We start from the raw sequence: 19,255 nt of genomic DNA, 5'->3' as shown, positions 1-19,255 counted from the left end.
TGTCCCGAGCGGGCCCGGCCGCCCGCGGCATATGCCTCGACCGGGCGGGTACCATGGTGCACGCAAGGCGTTGATGGGGACGAGTAGCGCCGCACGCAGCCCGTAGCGAGCCGGGGACGGTGGAAGCCCGGCGGTGTGCGCGGCGTGAAGATCACCCCGGAGCCGCCGGAGGAAAGGCGTCCGCGCCGAGTAGAACCGGCCGCAACCCTGTCGAGGGGGCCGCGCTCGCCGCGGTCAAGGAGGGTGGTACCGCGGGGCAGTCCGCCTCGTCCCTCCGTTGGAGTGCCGCACCGCGTCCGACGGAGGAACCAGCATGTACCGCCCCGTGCCCGCCCAGGTCGACCTGCCCGCCCTGGACCACGACGTCCTGCGCTTCTGGCGCGACCGCGACGTCTTCGCCCGCAGCCTGGAGCAGTCCCGCGGCCGGCCCGAGTGGGTGTTCTACGAGGGTCCGCCGACCGCCAACGGCATGCCCGGCGCCCACCACATCGAGGCCCGGGTGTTCAAGGACGTCTTCCCCCGGTACCGGACGATGAAGGGCTACCACGTCGAGCGCAAGGCGGGCTGGGACTGCCACGGACTGCCGGTCGAGCTGGCGGTGGAGAAGGAGCTCGGCTTCACCGGCAAGCACGACATCGAGGACTACGGCATCGCCGCGTTCAACGCGAAGTGCCGCGAGTCGGTGACCCGGCACACCGACGCGTTCGCCGAGCTCACCCACCGCATGGGCTACTGGGTCGACATGGACGACGCGTACCGCACGATGGACCCGCCCTACATCGAGTCCGTCTGGTGGTCGCTCAAGCAGATCTTCGACAAGGGTCTGCTCGTCGAGGACTTCCGGGTCGCGCCCTGGTGCCCGCGGGACCAGACGGCCCTGTCGGACCACGAGCTGGCGCAGGGGTACGAGACCGACGTCGACCCGTCCGTGTTCGTCCGGTTCCCGCTCACCTCCGGCCCGCTCGCCGGGCGGGTCGCGATGCTGGTGTGGACGACCACCCCGTGGACCCTCGTGGCCAACACCGCCGTGGCCGTCAACCCCGACGTCACGTACGTCGTGGCCACCGACGGCACCGAGCAGCTGCTGCTGGCCGAGCCGCTGGTCGGCGCCGTGCTGGGCGACGGCTGGACGCTGACCGGCGAGTCGTTCCCAGGCAAGGACCTCGAACGGTGGACCTACCGGCCGCCGTTCGACCTCGTCGACGTGCCCGGCGCGCACATCGTCATCCTCGCCTCCTACGTCACCACCGACAGCGGCACCGGCCTGGTCCACCAGGCACCGGCGTTCGGCGCCGACGACCTCGCCAGCTGCCGCGCGTACGGGCTGCCGATGATCAACCCGGTGCGCCGCGACGGCACGTTCGAACCGGACATCGCGCTGGTCGGCGGGGTGTTCTTCCGCGACGCCAACCCCGCGCTGGTCGCGGACCTGCAGGCGCGGGGGCTGCTGTTCCGGCACGTGCCCTACGAGCACAGCTACCCGCACTGCTGGCGCTGCCACACCGCGCTCATCTACTACGCGCAGCCGTCCTGGTACGTGCGGACCACCGCGATCCGCGACGACCTGCTGCGCGAGAACGAGCGCACCACCTGGCAGCCGGAGAGCGTCAAGCACGGCCGGTACGGCGACTGGCTGGTCAACAACGTCGACTGGGCGCTGTCCCGGCAACGGTACTGGGGCACGCCGCTGCCCATCTGGCGCTGCCCCGGCGAGCACCTGACCTGCGTCGGGTCCCTCGCCGAGCTCGGCGAGCGCACCGGGCGGGACCTGTCCGGGCTCGACCCGCACCGGCCGTTCATCGACGAGATCACCTTCCCCTGCCACTGCGGCGAGACCGCGACCCGGGTCCCCGACGTCATCGACGCCTGGTACGACTCGGGCGCCATGCCGTTCGCGCAGTTCGGGTACCCGTACCGCAACGCCGAGGTGTTCGAGCGGCGCTTCCCGGCCCAGTTCATCTCCGAGGCGATCGACCAGACCCGCGGCTGGTTCTACACGCTGATGGCGGTCAGCACCCTCGTCTTCGGCCGGTCCAGCTACGAGACCGTGGTCTGCCTCGGGCACATCCTCGCCGAGGACGGCCGCAAGATGTCCAAGCACCTCGGCAACATCCTGGAGCCGATCCCGCTGCTGGACCGGCACGGCGCCGACGCGGTCCGCTGGTTCATGGCCGCGGTCGGCTCGCCCTGGTCGGCGCGGCGGGTCGGGCACACCACCCTGCAGGAGGTGGTCCGCAAGACGCTGCTGACGTACTGGAACACGGTCGCGTTCCAGGCGCTGTACGGCCGCACCGCCGGCTGGACCCCGTCACCGGCGGACCCCGCGGTCGCCGACCGGCCCGTCATGGACCGCTGGGTGCTGTCGGAGCTGCACACCCTCGTCGGCCGGGTCGACGCCGCCATGGACGTCTTCGACACCCACGAGACCGGCAAGCTGCTGGCCGCCTTCGTCGACGACCTGTCCAACTGGTACGTGCGCCGCAGCCGCCGCCGCTTCTGGCGCGGCGACCCGGCCGCCCTCGCCACCCTGCACGAGGTCGTGTCGACGGTGACGTTGCTGCTCGCCCCGATCGTGCCGTTCATCACCGAACGGGTCTGGCAGGACATCGTGGTGCCCTCGTCGCCGGACGCGGCCCCGTCGGTGCACCTCGCCGCGTACCCGCTCCTCGACGCGGCCCTGGTCGACCCGGCGCTGTCGGCGCAGATGGCCCTCGCCCGCCGCCTCGTCGAGCTGGGCCGGGCGGCGCGCGCCGACTCCGGCATCCGGGTCCGCCAGCCGCTGTCGCGGGCGCTCGCCTCGGCGGCCGGCTTCGAGCAGCTGCCCGCCGACCTGCTCGCGGAGATCGCGGCGGAGCTGAACGTGGCCACCGTCGTCCCCGTCGACGCGGCCGGCTCCTCGCTCGTCGACGCGACCGCCAAGGCGAACTTCCGCGCCCTCGGCAAGCGGTTCGGCAAGGGCGTGCAGGACGTCGCGAAGGCGATCGCCGCCGCCGACGCCCTCGCGCTGCGGGACGCGCTGCGCGCCGGCACCGCCACGGTCGTCGTCGACGGCGCCGCGGTGCAGTTGTCCCCGGACGAGGTGTTCATCACCGAGACCCCGCGGGAGGGCTGGACCGTCGCCGCGGACTCCGGCGCGACCCTCGCCCTGGACCTGCGGCTCACCCCGGAGCTGGAGCGCGCCGGCCTGGCCCGCGACGCCGTCCGGCAGATCCAGGAGGCCCGCAAGTCCAGTGGCCTGGACGTGGTGGACCGCATCGAGCTGCGGTACACCACCACCCGCGACGACACGGCGCTGGCCCTGACCGAGCACCGCGACCTGGTCACCGACGACGTGCTGGCCACCGCCTACGCCGAGGGCGAGCCGGCGTGGCCGGACGCGGTGCCGTTCACCGACGAGTCGCTCGGCCTCACCTTCTGGCTGCGCAAGGCCTGACCGCCACCGGACGCCGGCGTCGATTTGCGACCATCGACGCATGACGACGCCGGCGTGGCGGGTCTGACGGCGGCGCTCGCCGTCAGGTGGTGGTCCCCGAGCGCGGCCGAGCGGCGGGCGTGGGCGCAGCCGCCGGACGTGGAGCGATCCGTTCCACGCGCTGACCATCGCCCACCAGTACACGGGCGCGATGAACCGCGCCGCCGTCGCCACCCTCCTGCACGACGGCCTGGTCACGATCGACGCCGACGGCATGCTGACCGTGACCGGCGGCTTCTGACCCTGGCCGCCGCCGATCCTGACCGGTCCCGGCGGCCGGCCGGCGGTGTTTGCGGGCGGACCGGCGGCGGGCATGCGGTCGGCATGGTGCGACGTGGGACGCCGGCGCGGCGGCGGACGCGGGACCCGCTCCGGTGGTGCCGCGCCCGCCTGGCCACCGGGGCGGTCGCGGCGGCCGTCGTCCTGGGCGGGATCAGCATCGCGCTGCTGCTCGTCGCCGGTGGTGCCGGCGGTGCCGGGCTGGGGTACGGCCTCGGCGGGCTCGGCGTCTCGGTGATCCTGTTCGGCCTCGGCTGGCGGGCCGGCCTCCGCCGGCAGGTCGCGGCCGACCCGGCGGTGCGGCGGCCGGCGTTCCTGCTGCAGGCGGCCCAGCTGTACGGCGCGCTCGCGGTGTGCACGGGCGTCCGGTTGCTGTTCGGCGGCCAGACGGCCGGCCGGGCCGCCGTGGGCCTCGGCGTCGCCGTGGCCGGCGGCGCGCTGACGGCGTGGGCCTTCCGCGCCGGCCGGCGGAAGAAGGGCGCGCGCCAGGACCCGCCGTGACGGCGGGCCGGGTGGTTCTGAGCAACTCCGCAACCCGCTCACGGGCAATTCCCAGGTTCCGCCCCGAACGTTGAGCCCGTGACCGCAACGACCGCCCCGCCCCGTCCCGCACCGCCGCACCGTCAGGCCGTCTCCGCGGCGCCCGCCGCCGACGTCGGCGCCGGGGCGGCGTTCGTCAGCCTGCTGGTCGTCGTGGCGCTGTGGGTCGCCAACGGCGGGGTGGGGCAGCTCGGGGACGGCGCCGGTGCGGCGACGAGCGCGCTCGGGCGGCTCACCGGGCTGGTCGCCGCCGACCTGCTGCTGCTGCAGGTGCTGCTGATGGCGCGGGTACCCCTGATCGAGCGGGCGTTCGGTCAGGACCGGCTGGCCCGGTGGCACCGCTGGACGGGGTTCAGCTCGTTCCACCTGATGGTGGCGCACATCGTGCTGATCACCGTGGGGTACGCGCTCGACGAGCGGGTCGACGTCGTGCGGGAGCTGTGGGTCCTGACCGTCGACTACCCGGGGATGCTGCTCGCCGCGGCCGGCACGGTGCTGCTGCTGATGGTCGTGGTGACGTCGATGCGGGCGGCGCGGCGGCGGTTGCGGTACGAGTCGTGGCACCTGCTGCACCTGTACGCGTACCTCGGCGTCGGGCTGGCGCTGCCGCACCAGATCTGGACCGGGGCGGACTTCATCGCCTCGGCGTGGTCGCGGGCGTACTGGTGGACGCTGTACGCGGCGGCCGCCGGGGCCGTGCTCGCCTACCGGGTGGGGCTGCCCGCGTGGCGGACCTGGCGGCACCGGCTCGTCGTCGACCGGGTCGTGGCGGAAGGGCCGGGGCTGACCTCGGTGTACCTGAGCGGGCGGCACCTGCCCGAGCTGCCGGTGCGGGCCGGGCAGTTCTTCCAGTGGCGGTTCCTGGACGGGCCGGGCTGGTCGCGGGCGCACCCGTACTCGCTGTCGGCGACGCCGCACACCGGGGTCCTGCGCATCACGGTGAAGGACCTCGGCGACGGCAGCGCCCGCGTCGCCGGGCTGCGGCCGGGGACCAGGGCGGTGATCGAGGGACCGTACGGCAGGCTCACCGGCGAGTCGTACACCGGCGGTCCGGTCGTCATGCTGGCCTGCGGCATCGGGGTCACGCCGCTGCTGGCGCTGCTCGGGGAGCTGCCGTACGGGCCGGGACAGGCGACGCTGGTGTACCGGGCACGCACCGAGGCCGAGGTCGCGTTCCGCGGCGAGCTGGAGTGGCTGGCCCGCCGGCGCGGGGTCCGGGTCGTCTACCTGCTCGGCCCGCGGGCCACCCGCCCGTCATGGCTGCCGGCGTCGGCCGCGGGGCTCAGCGACGCCGAGACGCTGCGGCGGTGCGCGCCGGACGTCGCCGCCGCCGACGTGTACATCTGCGGGCCCGACGCGTGGACCGCCGCCGCCCGCGCCGCGGCCGTGGCCGCCGGGGTCGCCCCGCGGCGCGTGCACACCGAACAGTTCGCCTGGTGAACGAGGAGTCTTCGATGCGTCGGATCACGTTGTGGCTGCTGTCCACGGTCGCCGCGGTGGTGCTGCTGTTCAGCTACCGCACCAGCCTCGGCGACGCCGCCCCGAGCACCGCGGCCGCCCAGGGCGCCGGCGACACGGGCGGCAGCGGCGGCACCGTCGACGGCAGCGGCGGCACCACCGGCGGTGGCAACGGCGGCGGCAGCGGTACCGGCGGCAGCGACACCAGTGGCGGCACCACCTACGACGGTTCGGTCGCGGCCACCCGGTGGGGTGACGTGCAGGTCAGGATCACCGTGTCCGGGGGGAAGATCACCGCGGTGACGGTGCCGGTCTACCCGACCGCCAACGGCAAGGACCGGCAGATCAACGCCCGGGCCCTGCCGGTGCTCATCCAGGAGACCCTGGCCGCGCAGAGCGCCGACATCGACACCGTCTCCGGCGCCACCGTCACCAGCGACGGCTACCGGGAGTCGCTGCAGGCCGCCCTCGACGCGGCGCACCTGTCATGAACCGGCGCGCCTGGGTCGAGCAGGTCATGGGCCTGCCGGTCAGCGTCCACGTCCGCGGCACCGGCACCGACCCCGGCTCCGCCGAGGCGGCCCGTGCGGTCGCGGCGGTCTTCGCCGAGCTGCGGCACGCCGACGCGGTGTTCAGCCCGTACCGCGCCGACAGCGACCTGTCCCGCTGGGAACGCGGGGAGCTGACCGCCGGCGCCGCCGACCCGCTGCTCGCCGACGTCCTGCGGCTGTGCGAGGAGGCCCGGGCGCGCACCGGCGGCTGGTTCGACCCGCGGGAGCTGCCCGACCCGCGCACCGGCACCCCCCGGTTCGACCCGTCCGGCCTGGTCAAGGGGTGGGCGGTGCAGCGGGCCGCGGCGCACCTGCGCCGGCTGCCGGGCCACTCGTGGTGCCTGAACGCCGGCGGGGACCTGATCGTGCACGCCGCGCCCGGGGATCCCGCGTGGCGGGTCGGCATCGAGGACCCGGCCCGTCCCGGCACGGTCCTGGCCGTGCTCGAACGGCGCGGCGGGGCGGTCGCCACCTCCGGCACCGCGCACCGGGGCGGGCACATCGTCAACCCGCGCACCCGCCGGCCGGCGACCGGGGTGCACGCCGTCACCGTCGCCGGGCCGGACCTGCTGTGGGCCGACGTCTACGCGACCGCCGCCGCGGCCCGCGGACCCGGGTCCCTGCGCTGGCTGGAGACCCTGGACGGGCACGACGCGCTGCTGGTCTCGGCGTCGGGGCTGCGGCAGGTGACGCCCGGCTGGCCGGTGCCGGGCAGCGCACCGGCCGGCGCGCCGCGGCTCAGCGCACCGCGCCGACCTGCTTGACGTGCCGCAGCGCCGGTGCCGTCTCGACCCGTTCGACGCCGGGCAGCGGACCGACCCGGCGGGTGAGGTACTCGTACAGGCCGGCCATGTCGGGGCAGATGACGGTGGCGACGAGGTTCGTCTCGCCGGTCGTGGCCGCCGCGAACACCACCTCCGGGTGGCCGCACAGGGCCCGCCCGACGATCTCCAGGTGCGCGGGCGCCACGGACATCCACAGCAGGATCCGGGCGGTGTACCCGAACAGCACCGGGTTCACCTCGACGTCGAAGAACAGCGCGCCGGTGCCCAGCAGGTGCTCGAGCCGGCGCCGGACGGTGGACTCCGACCAGCCGGTCGCGGCGGCCAGCTCCGGCAGGCCGGTGCGGCCGTCCCGGGCGAGCGCGGCGACCAGCGGCTGGTCGGTGTCGAGCAGCACGGCCGGGCCCTCGGCGGCCGGCGGGAGCACCGCCGCGCCCTGCTCCGGGGTGAGCGCGGTCGGCCCGGCCGCGTCGACCGCGCCGCCGGCGAAGTAGTGGATGAGGCAGTGCGCCCGCACCGACACCAGGCGCGGCGTGTTCGGCAGCTTCTGCAGCAGCAGCGCCTCCCGGTCGGCGGTGCCCGGGTTCTGCACGATGCAGGTGACCTCGGTGCCGCCGGACGCGATCGTCACCCACGTGGTGTCGGGCCGGCGGGCGAGCGCCTCGGCGACCGCGGACGCCCCGCCGGGGGTGCTCTGCACCCGGATCATCCACTTGTCGTAGCCGAGCCGGATCCCGTTGGGCAGGCCGACGACGCGCACCCCCGCCTCCGCGCGCAGCCGCCGGTACCGGCGGGCCACCGTCTGGTCGGAGACACCGAGGACCTCGGCGATCCGGCTGAACCCGGCCCGCCCGTCGACCCGCAACGCGTCCACGATCTGCCGGTCCAGGGTGTCGATTTCCACCACGGAACCGTAACGCATGTCGGATTCCGTCATGATCGGCGTGCTGGCTTCGCCGCGCGGTCAGCGGTGCCGCAGAGTCGTCGGCATGCGGAAATGGTCCCCTCTGCTCGCCGTGTCCATCGGCACGTTCATGCTCCTCGTCGACGTCACGATCGTGACCGTGGCGCTGCCGGCCGTCGCCGGTGATCTGCACGCCTCGCTCGACGGGCTGCAGTGGGTCCTCGACGGCTACGCCCTGGCGCTCGCCGCGCTGCTGCTCGGCGCCGGCGCCCTCGCCGACCGGCACGGCCGGCGCCGCATGTACCTCGCCGGCACGGTGGTGTTCGCCGCGGCGTCGCTGCTGTGCGCGGTCGCCGACGACGCCGGGCTCCTCGTCGCGGCCCGCTTCCTGCAGGGTGTCGGCGGCGCGGCCATGTTCGCCACCACCGTGGCGCTGCTCGGCGTCACGTACCAGGGCAAGGACCGCGGGATCGCCTTCGGCGTCTGGGGCGCGGTCAACGGCGCCGCCGCCGCGGCCGGTCCGATCGTCGGCGGGCTGCTCACCGAGCACCTCGGCTGGCGCTGGATCTTCCTGGTCAACCTGCCCGTCAGCCTCCTCGCGGTGTGGTTCACCGTCCGCGGCGTCACCGAGTCCAAGGGCCGCACCGACGCCCGGTTCGACGTGCCCGGCACGGTCGCGTTCACGATCGGCGCGGCCGCGGTCACCTACGGCCTCATCCGCGGCGGCGAGGCCGGCTGGACCGCCGCGTCGACGCTGACCGCGTTCGGGGTCTGCGCGGCCGCGCTGGTCGTGTTCCTGCTCGTCGAACGCTCCGCCGCCCAGCCGATGCTGGACCTGCGGCTGTTCCGCAGCGCGTCGTTCAGCACGCTCATGGTCGCCGCGGTGCTGGCCCAGGCGGCGGCGTTCGCGTACCTGCCGTTCGCGACGGTCTGGCTGCAGGAGTTCCTCGGCAAGGGCCCGGTCGACGCCGGCCTGCTCGGCGCGCTGCCGATGAGCGTCGCGTCGTTCGTCGTCGCCGCGTTCGGCGGCCGGCTGCTGCAGCGGGTCGCGCCGCGGTGGACGATCGGCGCGGGGCTGCTCCTCGTCGGCGCCGGCGACCTGCTCCAGGCGCGGCTCACCGCGGCCAGCCCGGCGACCGCGCTGATCCCCGGGCTGGTCGTGGCCGGTGTCGGGGTGGCCATGGTGCTGCCGGTGCTGGCGTCGGCGGCCCTGGCCGCGGCGCCGCCGGAGCGCAGCGGCATGGCCAGCGGCGCGGTGAACACGTTCCGCCAGCTCGGCTTCGCCCTCGGCGTGGCCGTGTTCGGCGCCGTGTTCAGCCACCGCCTGGCCGGGCACCGCGACCCGCGGGCCGGGGTGGCCGACGCGCTCGACCACACCCTCGTGGTCGCGGGTGCGCTGGCCCTCGCCGCGGGCGTGCTGGTGCTGCTGTTCGTGCGCCGCCCGGCGCCCTCAGTGCGCGGGGATGGGCCGCAGGTCCGGCTCGACCCAGCCGTTCCTGGCGGCCACTGACGCGAGCGTGGCGCTGCGGTAGAAGCGGGTCAGCAGCCGCTTGTCGAGCAGGTCGGGGTACCGGGCGAGGAACGCGTCGAAGTCGTCCTCGCCCGGTTCGTCGTGGCAGGCGACGAGCTCGACCCAGGCGCGGCTGACCGTCACGTGGTACTTCTGCGGCACGCCCGCATACCTGGCCGTGCGCCGGATGCCGTCGCTGATCACGCCGACGGCCGCGGCGGTGCCGTAGCGGCGCACGGCCAGCCAGGTGACGTGCACGTGCTCGCGGTGCCCGAACCGGCCGGTGTCGCCGACGGCCTCGGCGTACAGCGCGGCGAACGGACTGTCGTGGGTGCTCACCGGCCCGCCTCCGTGAGGGCGCGCAGCACCGCGAGGGCGCCGTCGACCGTGGCGGCGGGGAGCCCGGCGAGGGCGTCGGCCTCCAGGTCGGCGATGGCCCGGGTGATGACCGCCGCGGTGGCGGCGCCGTCGTCGGTGAGGGTGATGAGCACGGCCCGCCGGTCACCGGGCCGCGCGCCGCGGGCGATGAGGCCGCGCCGCTCGAGGCGGTCGAGGACGCCGGTGAGCGTGGTGGGCCGGCTGCCGACGGCGGCGCCGAGCTCCGAGACGGTCCGTCCGGCCCCGTCGGCGAGGTTGCCGAGGGCGTTGAGCTCCGACGGGCTCAGGTCCAGGTCGACCAGGCGCGCCGACAGCACCTGCAGGGTCGCGTGCGTGGCACGCTGCAGCTCAAGTATCACGGTTTCGGATTATACGGATCCGTAGTATCCGCGCAACCTCAGCCGCTCGTGCGGACGGAGCGGCGGCGGTGCCACGGCCAGCCGGCCGCGGCCACGATGGCGAGCGTCAGGACGCCGACGACCACCCAGTAGGCGACGCCCAGCGGGCTCGGGTCGAGCCACCGGTTGTACCGCAGCCAGACCAGGTCGGGCGCGAAGAACACCACCGCGGCGAGCGCCCACCGGCCGTCCCGGGTGATCACGGTCCAGCCCAGGGCGAGGCTCAGCAGGGCGACCTGCCCGATCGCCACGGCGGCCACCCACCTCGCCGACTCGGGGACGGCGACCATGGTCCGCTGGGCCAGGAACGCGCCGGCCGGCACCGCGAGCCACCACCACGACCGCCGGCGCAGCTTCCGGCGCCAGGACAGCGTGCCCAGTGCCACCACCGCGACGAGCAGGGTCAGGCAGGGCGCGAGCTCCGCCGGCGTGGCCAGTTGCGGCGAGAACGGCGGCAGCTCGTCCAGCGACGGCCACACCTCGCGCAGCTGCAGGCGGCTGAAGCCGAAGACCTCGGCGAGCGCGAAGGGCAGGGCGAGCCAGGGCCGGCCGATCAGCAGCGCGACGAACACCGCGGCGAGCAGCAGGGGCCAGGCGGCATACACGCCGGAGAACCACGACTGGCCCAGGGCCGTGGCGAACGTGCCCAGCGCGAGCAGGAACGCCGCCATGTGCAGCCCGTCGAGCCACCACACGGGGCGGCCGGCGACGGCACCGGCCGCGCGCAGCCTCGTCGCCTCGACGGCGAGGGCCACGACCTCGCGCGCGTCGGGCCGGCGCTGGCCGGGCCGGGCCACGGCGAGCAGCGTGGCGACGATCTCGTCGCCGTGGCTGGCCCGGTAGTCGCGCGGGTACATCCGGATGAGCCGGCCGTAGCGGCGGGCGAGCGCCTCGTTCATGCCGTCGCCGGCCGCACGGCGGTGTGCCGCAGCACCAGGCGGGCGGCCTTCTGCATGCGCGCGGCCTCGGCCACGACCGCCTGCCGGCCGTCGCCGGTGAGCCGGAAGTAGCGGCGCGGCCGTCCGGCGACGATCTCCTCGTGGTCCAGCTCGATCAGGTCCTGGTCGGCCAGCCGGTCGAGCGAGCCGTACAGCGTGCCGACCGGCAGCTTGACCCGTCCGCCGGACAGCTCGAATGCGTGCTTGATGATCGCGTACCCGTGCCGCGGCCCGTCGAGCAGCGCGGCGAGCACGTAGTACGTCTGCTCCGTCATGGCCGGACCATACTTCGTCGCTCGAAGTATCACAACTCCACCCTCGGCACCGGTCTAGGCTGGTCCCCGACCCGTACCCCGATCACGGAGGTCCGCCGAGCCCATGGACCGCACGCTCATGCACCGCACCGGCGAGGTGACGCTGACCGTCCGCACGCCCGACGGCCGGCCCGCCGCCGGCCGCACCGTCACCGTGGCGCAGCGGCGGCACGCGTTCGCGTTCGGCAACATCGGCTTCGACTTCGTGCCGCTCGTCGCCGGCCCCGGGCCGGCCGGCGCCGGGGACGTCGAGACGTTCGGCCAGGCCGGCGGCCTCGACCTGGAGCGGGCCGAGGCGCTGTGGTGCAACCTGTTCAACACCGCGACCCTGCCGTTCTACTGGGGCGGCTACGAGCCGCGCCGCGGCGCGCCGGACACCGCGCGGCTGACCGCGACCGCCCGCTGGTTCGCCGGGCGCGGCGTCACCGTCAAGGGGCACCCCCTCGTCTGGCACACCGTGCAGCCGCCGTGGCTGCTGGGCCTGGACCTGGACGAGGTGGAGCGGCTGCTGCGGGCCCGCATCCGCGACCTCGCCGGCGGCTTCGCCGGCCTGATCGACACCTGGGACGCCATCAACGAGGCCGTCATCATGCCGGTGTTCGCCAACGGGGACAACGCCGTCACGCCGCTGGCTCGGGCCCGGGGCCGCATCCACATGGTGCGGATGGCGTTCGAGGAGGCCCGCGCCGCCAACCCGGCCGCGACCCTGATCCTCAACGACTTCGACCTGTCCTCCGCCTACGAGTGCCTGATCGAGGGCGTGCTGGAGGCGGGCGTGCGGGTCGACGCGATCGGCCTGCAGACGCACATGCACCAGGGGTACCGCGGCGAGGAGTACACCGCCGGCGTCCTGGACCGCTTCGCCAGGTACGGGCTGCCGCTGCACCTGACGGAGACGACGCTGGTGTCGGGGCACCTGATGCCGGCCGGCATCGACGACCTCAACGACTACCGGATCCCGCACTGGCCGAGCACCCCCGAGGGCGAGGCGCGCCAGGCCGACGACGTGGTCCGCCACTACCGGACGCTGTTCGCGCACCCGGCGGTGCGGTCGGTCACCTACTGGGGGCTCACCGACGACGGGGCGTGGCTCGGCGCCCCGGCCGGCCTGGTCCGCGCGGACGGCACCCGCAAGCCGTCGTACGACGCCCTGGAGTCGCTCATCAAGGGCGAGTGGTGGCTGCCACCGACCAGCATGCACACGTCCGCGGACGGGACGCTCACCGTCCGCGGCTTCCTCGGCGACTACACCGCCGACGGTGTCCCGTTCACCGTCACCGCGGGCCGCGCCGCGCAGGAGGTCACCCTCACCTGAACGGACCCCGCCACCACCGGGCGGGCCGCCGCCGGGTCACCGGCGGAAGCCTCCGCGCGGGGTGGCGAGGCCGGATCGTTCGGCATCTCACATCATCGCCGAGTATCCCGAGACGCTTCCCGGCCCGGCAGGCGCTCGGCGTCGAAGCCGCGGGCAGCCGGTTCGCCGCGCACCTGGCGGCTCAGCGAGCACACCGTGCTGGACAGCGGGGCGCTGTTCCTCACGTACACCCGCGCCGAACAGCTACGGCTGGGCCCGGATCCAGGCCTCGATCCAGGCGTCGTCGAGGTGCGTGGCGTACGCACCGCCCGGCGGGTCCACGACCCACACGTGGATCATCTCCGGCAGCGTCGTGGCGAACGTGAGCCCCGGGCACGAGCCGAACGGCGACACCGCCCCGAAGCCCGGCGGCAGCAGGCTCACGCACACGTCGTGGGCGTGCCAGCGGGTGCCGGCGTCGCCGATCGCGGGGCCGGCCGCGCCGGCGACCGGGACCTGGAACACCACGCCGAGCAGCCGGGCCCGGTCGCCGCGCACGGCGTAGACGAGCTGCTCGGGCGCGGCCGGGTCGAGCACCCGGCCGTCCCGCTGGTGGCCCTTGTGCTCGAAATGGACCTGCAGGCCGGTCCTGGGGCCGGTGGCCCGGTACCCGTCGGCCTCGGCGGCGGCGAGGTCCGCGTACCGGGCGGTCGCCGCGCGGACCTGCGCGGCGAGGTCCCGCGCCGCGGCCCGCTCGACCGCCGTGGCCGCCGGGCCGGCCGGGCGCTGGATCGTGCCGGCCTGGATGCGGTCCACGCCGTCGTGGTCGTGCCCGGCGAGCGAGACGACCCACATGGCGGTGCCGAACACGAGCACCAGCGCGACCGTGCCCACCCGCGACAGCGCCCGCCGGCACGAGATCGACAGCAGCGCCAGCTCCAGGGCCGCGACCGTCAGGCCGACCTGATCGGCGGTCGCCGGCCGTACACCTGACACCGCGACGAAGAGCAGCAGCAGCGCGGTGACCAGCAAGCCGCTCTGCACCCGCCACGACCGGCCCGCCAGGCAGCGCACGGCCAGCCACCCGAACAGGCCCGCCGACAGCACGGACCCGGACGTCCACGGCAGCCCCAGGTGGACCAGCGCGAGCGTGCCGAGCAGCCCCGAGCACCAGCGCACCTCGCCGGTCGCGGCGCGCCAGGCGCGGAGCTGGACGAGCAGCAGCGGCGCGGCGAGCAGGCACAGCAGGCCGACGCGGTGGTCGGGGGCGATGCCGAGCCAGAAGTCACGCACGGTCGGTCACCCGCCGCGCACAGCACCAGCACCGTCACCGGCAGGGCGAGGGTGGTGAGCAGGCCGGTGAGGTTGACCGTGAAGTCCAGCTGCGGCAGCAGCCCGAGCAGCAGCTGCCACTGCCAGCCCGCGACGGCGAGGACCTCCGCCACGATCGCGGCGACGAGCGCCCACCGGCGCCGCTCCAGCAGCGCGGCGAGCGTCATGAGCAGCGCGGCGTGCGCGACGGGCACGATCGCGTACACCGGGTCGAACCCCATCAGCGTGACGACGCCGAGGGTGCCCGTCAGCCCGAACGCACCCTGCAGCACGAGCAGTCCCCGCACCACGGCCATGCCGCGAAGCCTCGCCCCGCGGCATGAGCCGACGATGAGCGGCGGTTAAGAAGACGATGAGAGCGGCAGGTCGGCGACGAACGACGCGCCGCCGGCGGCGTTGTTCGCCGCGACGATCGTGCCGCCGTGACCGTCCACGATGGACAGCGCGATGGCCAGGCCGAGCCCGGCGCCGGGGCCGGTGCGCGCCTCGTCGCCGCGGTGGAACCGCTCGAAGATCCGCCGCTGCGCGCCCGGCGGGATGCCGGTGCCGTCGTCGGTGACGTTGAGCTGCGCCCGGTCGCCGCGCTGGGTGACGGTGACCCACACGTTGCCGCCGGGCGCGGAGTACTTCACCGCGTTGTCCAGCAGGATCCACACCAGCTGGGTGAGCGCGTCGGCCGACCCGTGCACCGGCGGCGCCGGCGTGATCGCCCGGTGGAACGTCCGGTCCGGGTGCTGCGCCTCCGCCTGCCGGCACACGTCGGCGACCAGCGCACCCAGGTCGACCGGCGCGAGGTCCAGCCCCGCCGGCCCCGCCGCGTCGGACCGGGCCAGGACCAGCAGGTGCTCGACGAGCCGGCTCATCCGCGCGCTCTCCCCGGCGATGTCGCGCACCGCCGCCGCCACGTCCTCCGGCGCCGCGTCGGGGTGCCGCTGCAGGAACCCGGCGTTGTTGCGGATCGTGGTGAGCGGCGTGCGCAGCTCGTGCGACGCGTCGGCGACGAACCGCCGCTGCGCGGCGTAGCTGCCCTGCAACCGCTCCATCATCGTGTTGAACGCCGCGGTCAGCCGGCCCACGTCGTCGCGGACCGGCACCGGCGGCAGCCGCCGGGTGAAGTCCTGCTCCCGCCCGATCCGCTCGACGTGCCCGGTCAGCTGCCGCAGCGGCCGCAGCGCCCGGCCGGTGACGAGCCACGTCGCGCCGGCCGCCGCGGCGAGCGCCAGCACCGCGTACACGCACACCAGCACGAACAGTCCCCGCCGGTCGTCGGTCACCTTCCGGGTCGGCTGCGCCGCGACCACGTGCCCACCGCCGGCCGCCGGGCGCACCGCGACCCGCACCGGCACCCCGATGTCCACAGTGGACTTCGCGGCGGTCGTCGCCGTCGTGGGTACGGTGGGGAAACGGCCGTCCAGCGCGCCGGTGCTGAACAGCACACGCCCCCGCTCGTCGAGCACCATGACGAAGATGTCAGGACTGGTCCGCACGTCCACGGCGGCCGGTGCGGGCCCGGCCGCGGCCGCCGGCAGCGCCGGCAGCGACGCCGCGACCGCGTCGGCCCGGGCCGCCAGGGCGGTGTCCTGCCCGGCCGCCGCCCCGGCGGCGAGCAGCAGGTACACCGCGGCGCAGAACAGCCCGAGCACGGCCCCGGCGACGCCGAGCCCGAACAGCGTGATCCGCAGCCGGATCGACATCAGCCGCCGCCGGCCCGCAGGACGTAGCCGACGCCGCGGACGGTGTGCAGCAGCCGCGGCTCGCCGAGCTTCGCGCGCAGGTAGCCGACGTACACGTCGACCACGTTGCTGGCGGTGGCGAAGCCGATGCCCCATACCGCGTCCAGCAGCTGCGCCCGGGTCAGCACCTGCCGCGGGTGCGCCAGGAAGTGCTCCAGCAGCTTGAACTCCAGCGCCGTCAGCTCCACGGTCAGCTCCCCGCGCCGGCACTCGTGCGCGACCGGGTCGAGCCGCAGATCCTGGAACTGCAGCCCCTGCGGCCGGGCCCGCCGCAGCAGCGCCCGCACCCGGGCGAGGAGCTCGTCGTACTCGAACGGCTTGACGAGGTAGTCGTCCGCGCCGGCGTCGAGCCCTTCGACCCGGTCGGCGGTCGCGTCGCGGGCGGTGAGCATGAGCACCGGCAGGTCCCGGTCGGTCGCCCGCAGCCGCCGGCACACCCCGACCCCGTCCAGCCCCGGCAGCAGCCGGTCCAGCACCACCAGGTCCGGCCGCTCCACGGCGACGGCGTCGAGCGCGGCGGGCCCGGTCGCCGCCACGGTCACCCGGTACCCGCCGTAGACCAGCGCCCGGCGCAACGAGTCCGCCAGCGGCGGGTCGTCGTCGACCACCAGCACGTGCACCACGGCTCGCATCCTACGACCGCCCCGCCCTGCCGCTGTCCTGGAGCACTGGAGCGCCAGCACCCTTCCGGTGGGCTACGGCAGATCTGCGGGGACGGCGTTCTTCTACAACGAGCTGGTGGAATCCACGTCCGAGGGTGACCGCGTCCGGGAATGGTGGCTGACCGCTGACCGTCTGACGCGGACCAACGTGGGCGCGGCGCGGCGGTGACGCGGACGGCCTTCCTCCACGAACACGCGGCGAAGAAGGGCTGGTCGTGGGCGCACACGCAGATCACGGAGGGCGTCGCCGCCAAGGCTGAGCAGGTACGGGCCGTCGGTGCGCAACCGTGTCCGGCGTACGCCCTGGGTCACGTCGTGCGGGAGCTGGGCGCGCCCGGCGAGGCGCGGCCGCTGGCCATCGCCACCTCCACGGTCGCTCGGGACCCTGACGGCGTGGTGCGCCGGCGGGGGTCGCTGCGCGACGGGTTCGCGGGTGGTCCCGTCCTCGGCACCGAGCGGAACGGTCGGAAGTTCGTCCTGCGCTGCCTGGGGCTGCTGGCGTCGGCCGGCCGGAACCCGGACCTGGTGACCCTCGACGCCATCCGCTCGCTGATCGAAGGGCTCGTGCGACCGAAACGCCGGTTCTTCAGGCGCCGCTAGAAGGGGGCTCCGGCAGAATGGATGGCGTGCCCGAGCAGGATCACGACGACGGTGGAAGGGCCGGCACGGTCGTGTTGTGGCGGGCAGTGGGGCAGGCGGAGCTTGACCTGGTCGCGGCGGCCGGGTGGAGGGCGTGGCCGGCTGGTCCCGGCTTCGCCGCCGTGCCCGAGCGCCGGCGGGCCGCGCAGCTCAGCCGGGAGCGGTTCGTGCCCGCGGACGGGGTCGGCTACGTCGTCCGGTTCGAGGTCGAGCGGGCGTACCTGGAGCGTTTCGCGGCGCACCGCGAACACGGGTACGTGATCCCGGCGAAGGAGATCGCCGGGCTCAACGCCCACCTCGTCGGGGCGATCACGGAAGAGGCCGACTACCGGGGTCCGGTGAGTGACCGGGAGTTCGCCGAGGCCGAGCGGGCGCTGGGGCGGCCGCTGCCGGCGGTGTGGCGCAGCTACCTGCAGGGCGCGTCGTGGTTCCGGCGGGGTTGGCTGGCCAGCGGGGCGTACGTGTGGCTCAACCCGCCACGCGAGATGCTGCGGCTGCACGAGGCGTGGGACGGCGGCACCGCGGCGCATCCGGGGATCGCCGTCATCGGCGGTGACGGCGCACGGGAGCACCTCGCGCTCGACCTGCGCGGCGACCCGGCACCGGTGCTGCTGGTCGACATCACCAGCGCCGGCTGGGAGAGCGGCATCCGGCAGGCCGACGACGTGGGTGCCTTCATCCGGCGCGTCGAGGACGGCGGCTTCGAGTTCGAGTTCGGGGACGGGTGAACGACGGGGTGGCCGGAGGTGCGACGGGTGTGGCCGAGCTGACCGCCCGGTGCGGCGACTGCGGCGGGTCCGTGCGGGTGGAGATCTCCCAGTCCGTGATCCACGGCGGGATCGAATGGTCGATCCATCGCGCGTGCGGCGGGTGCGGGCGGGAGGCGTACGAGTGCGGCCGCGGCGACCTGCCCGAGGGCGCGCGGGCGGCGCTGGTCGAGCAGTGCGGGCTGACCCGGGTGCGGGCCGGCGGTGGCGTGCCGGGGGCGGCGCGGCTGAAGGTGATGCGGGTGTTCCGGGACGGCGGCGCCGGGCTGGCCGAGGCGGCCGGCGCGGTCGAGCGCCTCGCCGGTGAGGGCCTCACCGGGACGCGGGCCGAGATGGAGCTGCTGGCCGGGCGGCTGCGCGCCGCCGGGGCGCCCGTCAGCCTCGGGCCGGCCTGAGCCCGTGGGCAGGAATCGTCGCCGGGGATGGGAGACACTGGCTGCCGTGCTGAGCGACCCCGATCAGATCGAAGCGGCATTCGTCGGTACGGCCCTGGCCGGCCTGCCGGTCGGGTACGGCCCGGCGGGCACGGTCCTCGTCGTCGGCGTCGACCCCGGCGGGCTGCACGAGGCGTGGCAGGCCGCCGAGGCGCTGGTGCCGGTCACCGGGCGGCGGCCCGTCATGGTCACGGACGAGTACGACGACGCGATGGCGGTGCTGCCCGAGCCCGAGCCCGGGCCGGCGGCTGCGGAGCTGGACGGGTTCGCCGAGGCCGCCAGGGCGAGTGAGCCGTGGCTGAGGTACCGCCACTACGGCGAGGACGACGAGGTCGAGGAGGGCGAGCGCGGGTACCACGCGCGCGGCGTCGCCGGCGTCGACCTCACGGACCTGGTGGCGGACGTGCCGCTGCCGGCGCCGCGGCCGGTGCTGGAACGGGCGATCTACGACCGGGTGCTCGCCGACGCCGCCCTGCACGCGCGGGTGCTGGACAGCGTGCGGTTCGTGACGCGCACCGACTACTGGTACACGCCCGACGTCGTGCTGCTCATGCTGGTGCCCACCGGCGACGTGCGGCGCTCGGGGTACTGGGTGGACTTCTACGGCGCGATCGACGAGGAGGAGCAGGCCGGGCTCGCCGAGGTGCTGGCGCGGTGGCGCGACCGGTGGGACGCCCGGCTGGTCGCGTCGTGGGGCACCATGCTGCAGTTCCAGGTGGGGCGCCGCCCGGTGGCCGGGGACGACGCGTGGGCCGCGGCCGGGCAGCTCAAGGCGCTCGCCCCGAACCTCGAACTGAGCCGGTGGGAGGTCGCCGTCGCCGTGGCCGACGGCGACGCGTGGTTCGTGCACAACCGGCCCTGACGCGAAGG

The 19,255-nt window shown here is 75.1% G+C and carries 19 protein-coding genes; 11 read left to right on the top strand and 8 right to left on the bottom strand.

Translation table 11 applies throughout. The features are described from left to right. Positions 1–313 precede the first annotated feature (313 nt). The 5 genes from ileS to OP18_RS24940 all read left to right on the top strand — a co-directional run bounded on the left by ileS (position 314) and on the right by OP18_RS24940 (position 7,064). A complete protein-coding gene (gene ileS / locus OP18_RS24960) occupies positions 314–3,433 on the top strand; it encodes an isoleucine--tRNA ligase (protein WP_033361418.1) in 3,120 nt (1,039 codons plus the stop codon). Positions 3,434–3,796: 363 nt separating this feature from the next. Then, a complete protein-coding gene (locus tag OP18_RS24955) occupies positions 3,797–4,252 on the top strand; it encodes a hypothetical protein (protein WP_033361417.1) in 456 nt (151 codons plus the stop codon). Between the two features lie 78 nt (positions 4,253–4,330). Then, the gene (locus OP18_RS24950) at positions 4,331–5,731 is read left to right on the top strand and encodes a ferredoxin reductase family protein (RefSeq protein ID WP_033361416.1); all 1,401 of its coding nucleotides are present in this window, start codon (positions 4,331–4,333) and stop codon (positions 5,729–5,731) included. Between the two features lie 14 nt (positions 5,732–5,745). Next, complete coding sequence (locus OP18_RS24945) at positions 5,746–6,240, top strand: FMN-binding protein (protein ID WP_033361415.1); 495 nt, start codon at positions 5,746–5,748, stop codon at positions 6,238–6,240. After that, positions 6,237–7,064 carry an FAD:protein FMN transferase gene (locus tag OP18_RS24940; RefSeq protein WP_156089749.1) on the top strand — a complete coding sequence of 276 codons (828 nt, stop codon included), beginning with the start codon at positions 6,237–6,239 and terminating at the stop codon, positions 7,062–7,064. The genes OP18_RS24945 and OP18_RS24940 overlap by 4 nt, the downstream gene beginning before the upstream one ends. Here OP18_RS24940 and OP18_RS24935 read toward each other — a convergent pair. Next, positions 7,039–7,986 (bottom strand): Lrp/AsnC family transcriptional regulator, encoded by a 948-nt coding sequence (locus tag OP18_RS24935; protein ID WP_156089748.1) that lies wholly within the window; start codon positions 7,984–7,986, stop codon positions 7,039–7,041. The two genes, OP18_RS24940 and OP18_RS24935, sit on opposite strands and share 26 nt — an antisense overlap. A gap of 85 nt (positions 7,987–8,071) precedes the next feature. On the opposite strand from OP18_RS24935, the gene OP18_RS24930 reads away from it, so the two are divergent. Then, positions 8,072–9,496, top strand: a complete 1,425-nt coding sequence (locus tag OP18_RS24930; protein ID WP_052387288.1) for an MFS transporter — start codon at positions 8,072–8,074, stop codon at positions 9,494–9,496. Here the strand turns inward: OP18_RS24930 and OP18_RS24925 are convergent. From OP18_RS24925 to OP18_RS24910, 4 genes are read right to left on the bottom strand one after another with little or no spacing between them, the layout of a single operon-like run. Beyond that, the gene (locus OP18_RS24925; protein ID WP_033361413.1) at positions 9,437–9,835 is read right to left on the bottom strand and encodes a hypothetical protein; all 399 of its coding nucleotides are present in this window, start codon (positions 9,833–9,835) and stop codon (positions 9,437–9,439) included. The two genes, OP18_RS24930 and OP18_RS24925, sit on opposite strands and share 60 nt — an antisense overlap. Then, a complete protein-coding gene (locus tag OP18_RS61935) occupies positions 9,832–10,233 on the bottom strand; it encodes a MarR family winged helix-turn-helix transcriptional regulator (protein WP_033361412.1) in 402 nt (133 codons plus the stop codon). Before OP18_RS61935 ends, OP18_RS24925 begins: the two co-directional genes overlap by 4 nt. A 38-nt stretch (positions 10,234–10,271) precedes the next feature. Beyond that, positions 10,272–11,171 (bottom strand): hypothetical protein, encoded by a 900-nt coding sequence (locus tag OP18_RS24915; RefSeq protein WP_033361411.1) that lies wholly within the window; start codon positions 11,169–11,171, stop codon positions 10,272–10,274. Further along, positions 11,168–11,485, bottom strand: a complete 318-nt coding sequence (locus OP18_RS24910) for a PadR family transcriptional regulator (protein WP_033361410.1) — start codon at positions 11,483–11,485, stop codon at positions 11,168–11,170. The genes OP18_RS24915 and OP18_RS24910 overlap by 4 nt, the downstream gene beginning before the upstream one ends. Before the next feature lie 103 nt (positions 11,486–11,588). Between OP18_RS24910 and OP18_RS24905 the strand changes: the two genes are divergently transcribed. Next, positions 11,589–12,839, top strand: a complete 1,251-nt coding sequence (locus OP18_RS24905) for an endo-1,4-beta-xylanase (protein WP_033361409.1) — start codon at positions 11,589–11,591, stop codon at positions 12,837–12,839. 243 nt (positions 12,840–13,082) lie between these two features. Here OP18_RS24905 and OP18_RS24900 read toward each other — a convergent pair whose 3' ends face one another. From OP18_RS24900 to OP18_RS24885, 3 genes are all read right to left on the bottom strand, one after another. Continuing rightward, a complete protein-coding gene (locus tag OP18_RS24900) occupies positions 13,083–14,111 on the bottom strand; it encodes a hypothetical protein (protein ID WP_033361408.1) in 1,029 nt (342 codons plus the stop codon). A gap of 380 nt (positions 14,112–14,491) precedes the next feature. Next, complete coding sequence (locus tag OP18_RS24890) at positions 14,492–15,844, bottom strand: sensor histidine kinase (protein WP_052387264.1); 1,353 nt, start codon at positions 15,842–15,844, stop codon at positions 14,492–14,494. Beyond that, positions 15,844–16,506 carry a response regulator transcription factor gene (locus OP18_RS24885; RefSeq protein WP_279327160.1) on the bottom strand — a complete coding sequence of 221 codons (663 nt, stop codon included), beginning with the start codon at positions 16,504–16,506 and terminating at the stop codon, positions 15,844–15,846. The genes OP18_RS24890 and OP18_RS24885 overlap by 1 nt, the downstream gene beginning before the upstream one ends. A 204-nt stretch (positions 16,507–16,710) precedes the next feature. On the opposite strand from OP18_RS24885, the gene OP18_RS24880 reads away from it, so the two are divergent. Genes OP18_RS24880 through OP18_RS24865 form a run of 4 tightly spaced genes read left to right on the top strand, consistent with a single transcriptional unit; the run spans position 16,711 to position 19,247 of the window. Continuing rightward, positions 16,711–17,145, top strand: coding sequence for a hypothetical protein (locus OP18_RS24880; RefSeq protein WP_033361406.1), 435 nt, complete (start codon positions 16,711–16,713; stop codon positions 17,143–17,145). A gap of 26 nt (positions 17,146–17,171) precedes the next feature. Then, positions 17,172–17,912, top strand: a complete 741-nt coding sequence (locus OP18_RS52975) for an SMI1/KNR4 family protein (RefSeq protein ID WP_156089747.1) — start codon at positions 17,172–17,174, stop codon at positions 17,910–17,912. Positions 17,913–17,941: 29 nt separating this feature from the next. Continuing rightward, positions 17,942–18,346: a hypothetical protein gene (locus OP18_RS52970; protein ID WP_052387262.1), complete on the top strand. Its 405-nt coding sequence runs from the start codon at positions 17,942–17,944 to the stop codon at positions 18,344–18,346. Positions 18,347–18,392: 46 nt separating this feature from the next. After that, a complete protein-coding gene (locus OP18_RS24865) occupies positions 18,393–19,247 on the top strand; it encodes a DUF4253 domain-containing protein (protein ID WP_033361405.1) in 855 nt (284 codons plus the stop codon). Positions 19,248–19,255 lie beyond the last annotated feature (8 nt).

Source organism: Dactylosporangium aurantiacum, from assembly GCF_000716715.1.
GTDB classification, from domain to species: domain Bacteria; phylum Actinomycetota; class Actinomycetes; order Mycobacteriales; family Micromonosporaceae; genus Dactylosporangium; species Dactylosporangium aurantiacum.
This window is presented reverse-complemented; position numbering and strand designations above follow the sequence as displayed.

Excerpts from the sequence above, each read along its gene's own strand:
- OP18_RS24945 (WP_033361415.1), top strand. The coding sequence starts at position 5,746 with ATGCGTCGGATCACGTTGTGGCTGCTGTCCACGGTCGCCGCGGTGGTG.
- OP18_RS24940 (WP_156089749.1), top strand. The coding sequence starts at position 6,237 with ATGAACCGGCGCGCCTGGGTCGAGCAGGTCATGGGCCTGCCGGTCAGC.
- OP18_RS24930 (WP_052387288.1), top strand. The coding sequence starts at position 8,072 with ATGCGGAAATGGTCCCCTCTGCTCGCCGTGTCCATCGGCACGTTCATG.
- OP18_RS24915 (WP_033361411.1), bottom strand. The coding sequence starts at position 11,171 with ATGAACGAGGCGCTCGCCCGCCGCTACGGCCGGCTCATCCGGATGTAC.
- OP18_RS24955 (WP_033361417.1), top strand. The coding sequence starts at position 3,797 with ATGGTGCGACGTGGGACGCCGGCGCGGCGGCGGACGCGGGACCCGCTC.
- ileS (WP_033361418.1), top strand. The coding sequence starts at position 314 with ATGTACCGCCCCGTGCCCGCCCAGGTCGACCTGCCCGCCCTGGACCAC.
- OP18_RS24890 (WP_052387264.1), bottom strand. The coding sequence starts at position 15,844 with ATGTCGATCCGGCTGCGGATCACGCTGTTCGGGCTCGGCGTCGCCGGG.
- OP18_RS24910 (WP_033361410.1), bottom strand. The coding sequence starts at position 11,485 with ATGACGGAGCAGACGTACTACGTGCTCGCCGCGCTGCTCGACGGGCCG.
- OP18_RS24905 (WP_033361409.1), top strand. The coding sequence starts at position 11,589 with ATGGACCGCACGCTCATGCACCGCACCGGCGAGGTGACGCTGACCGTC.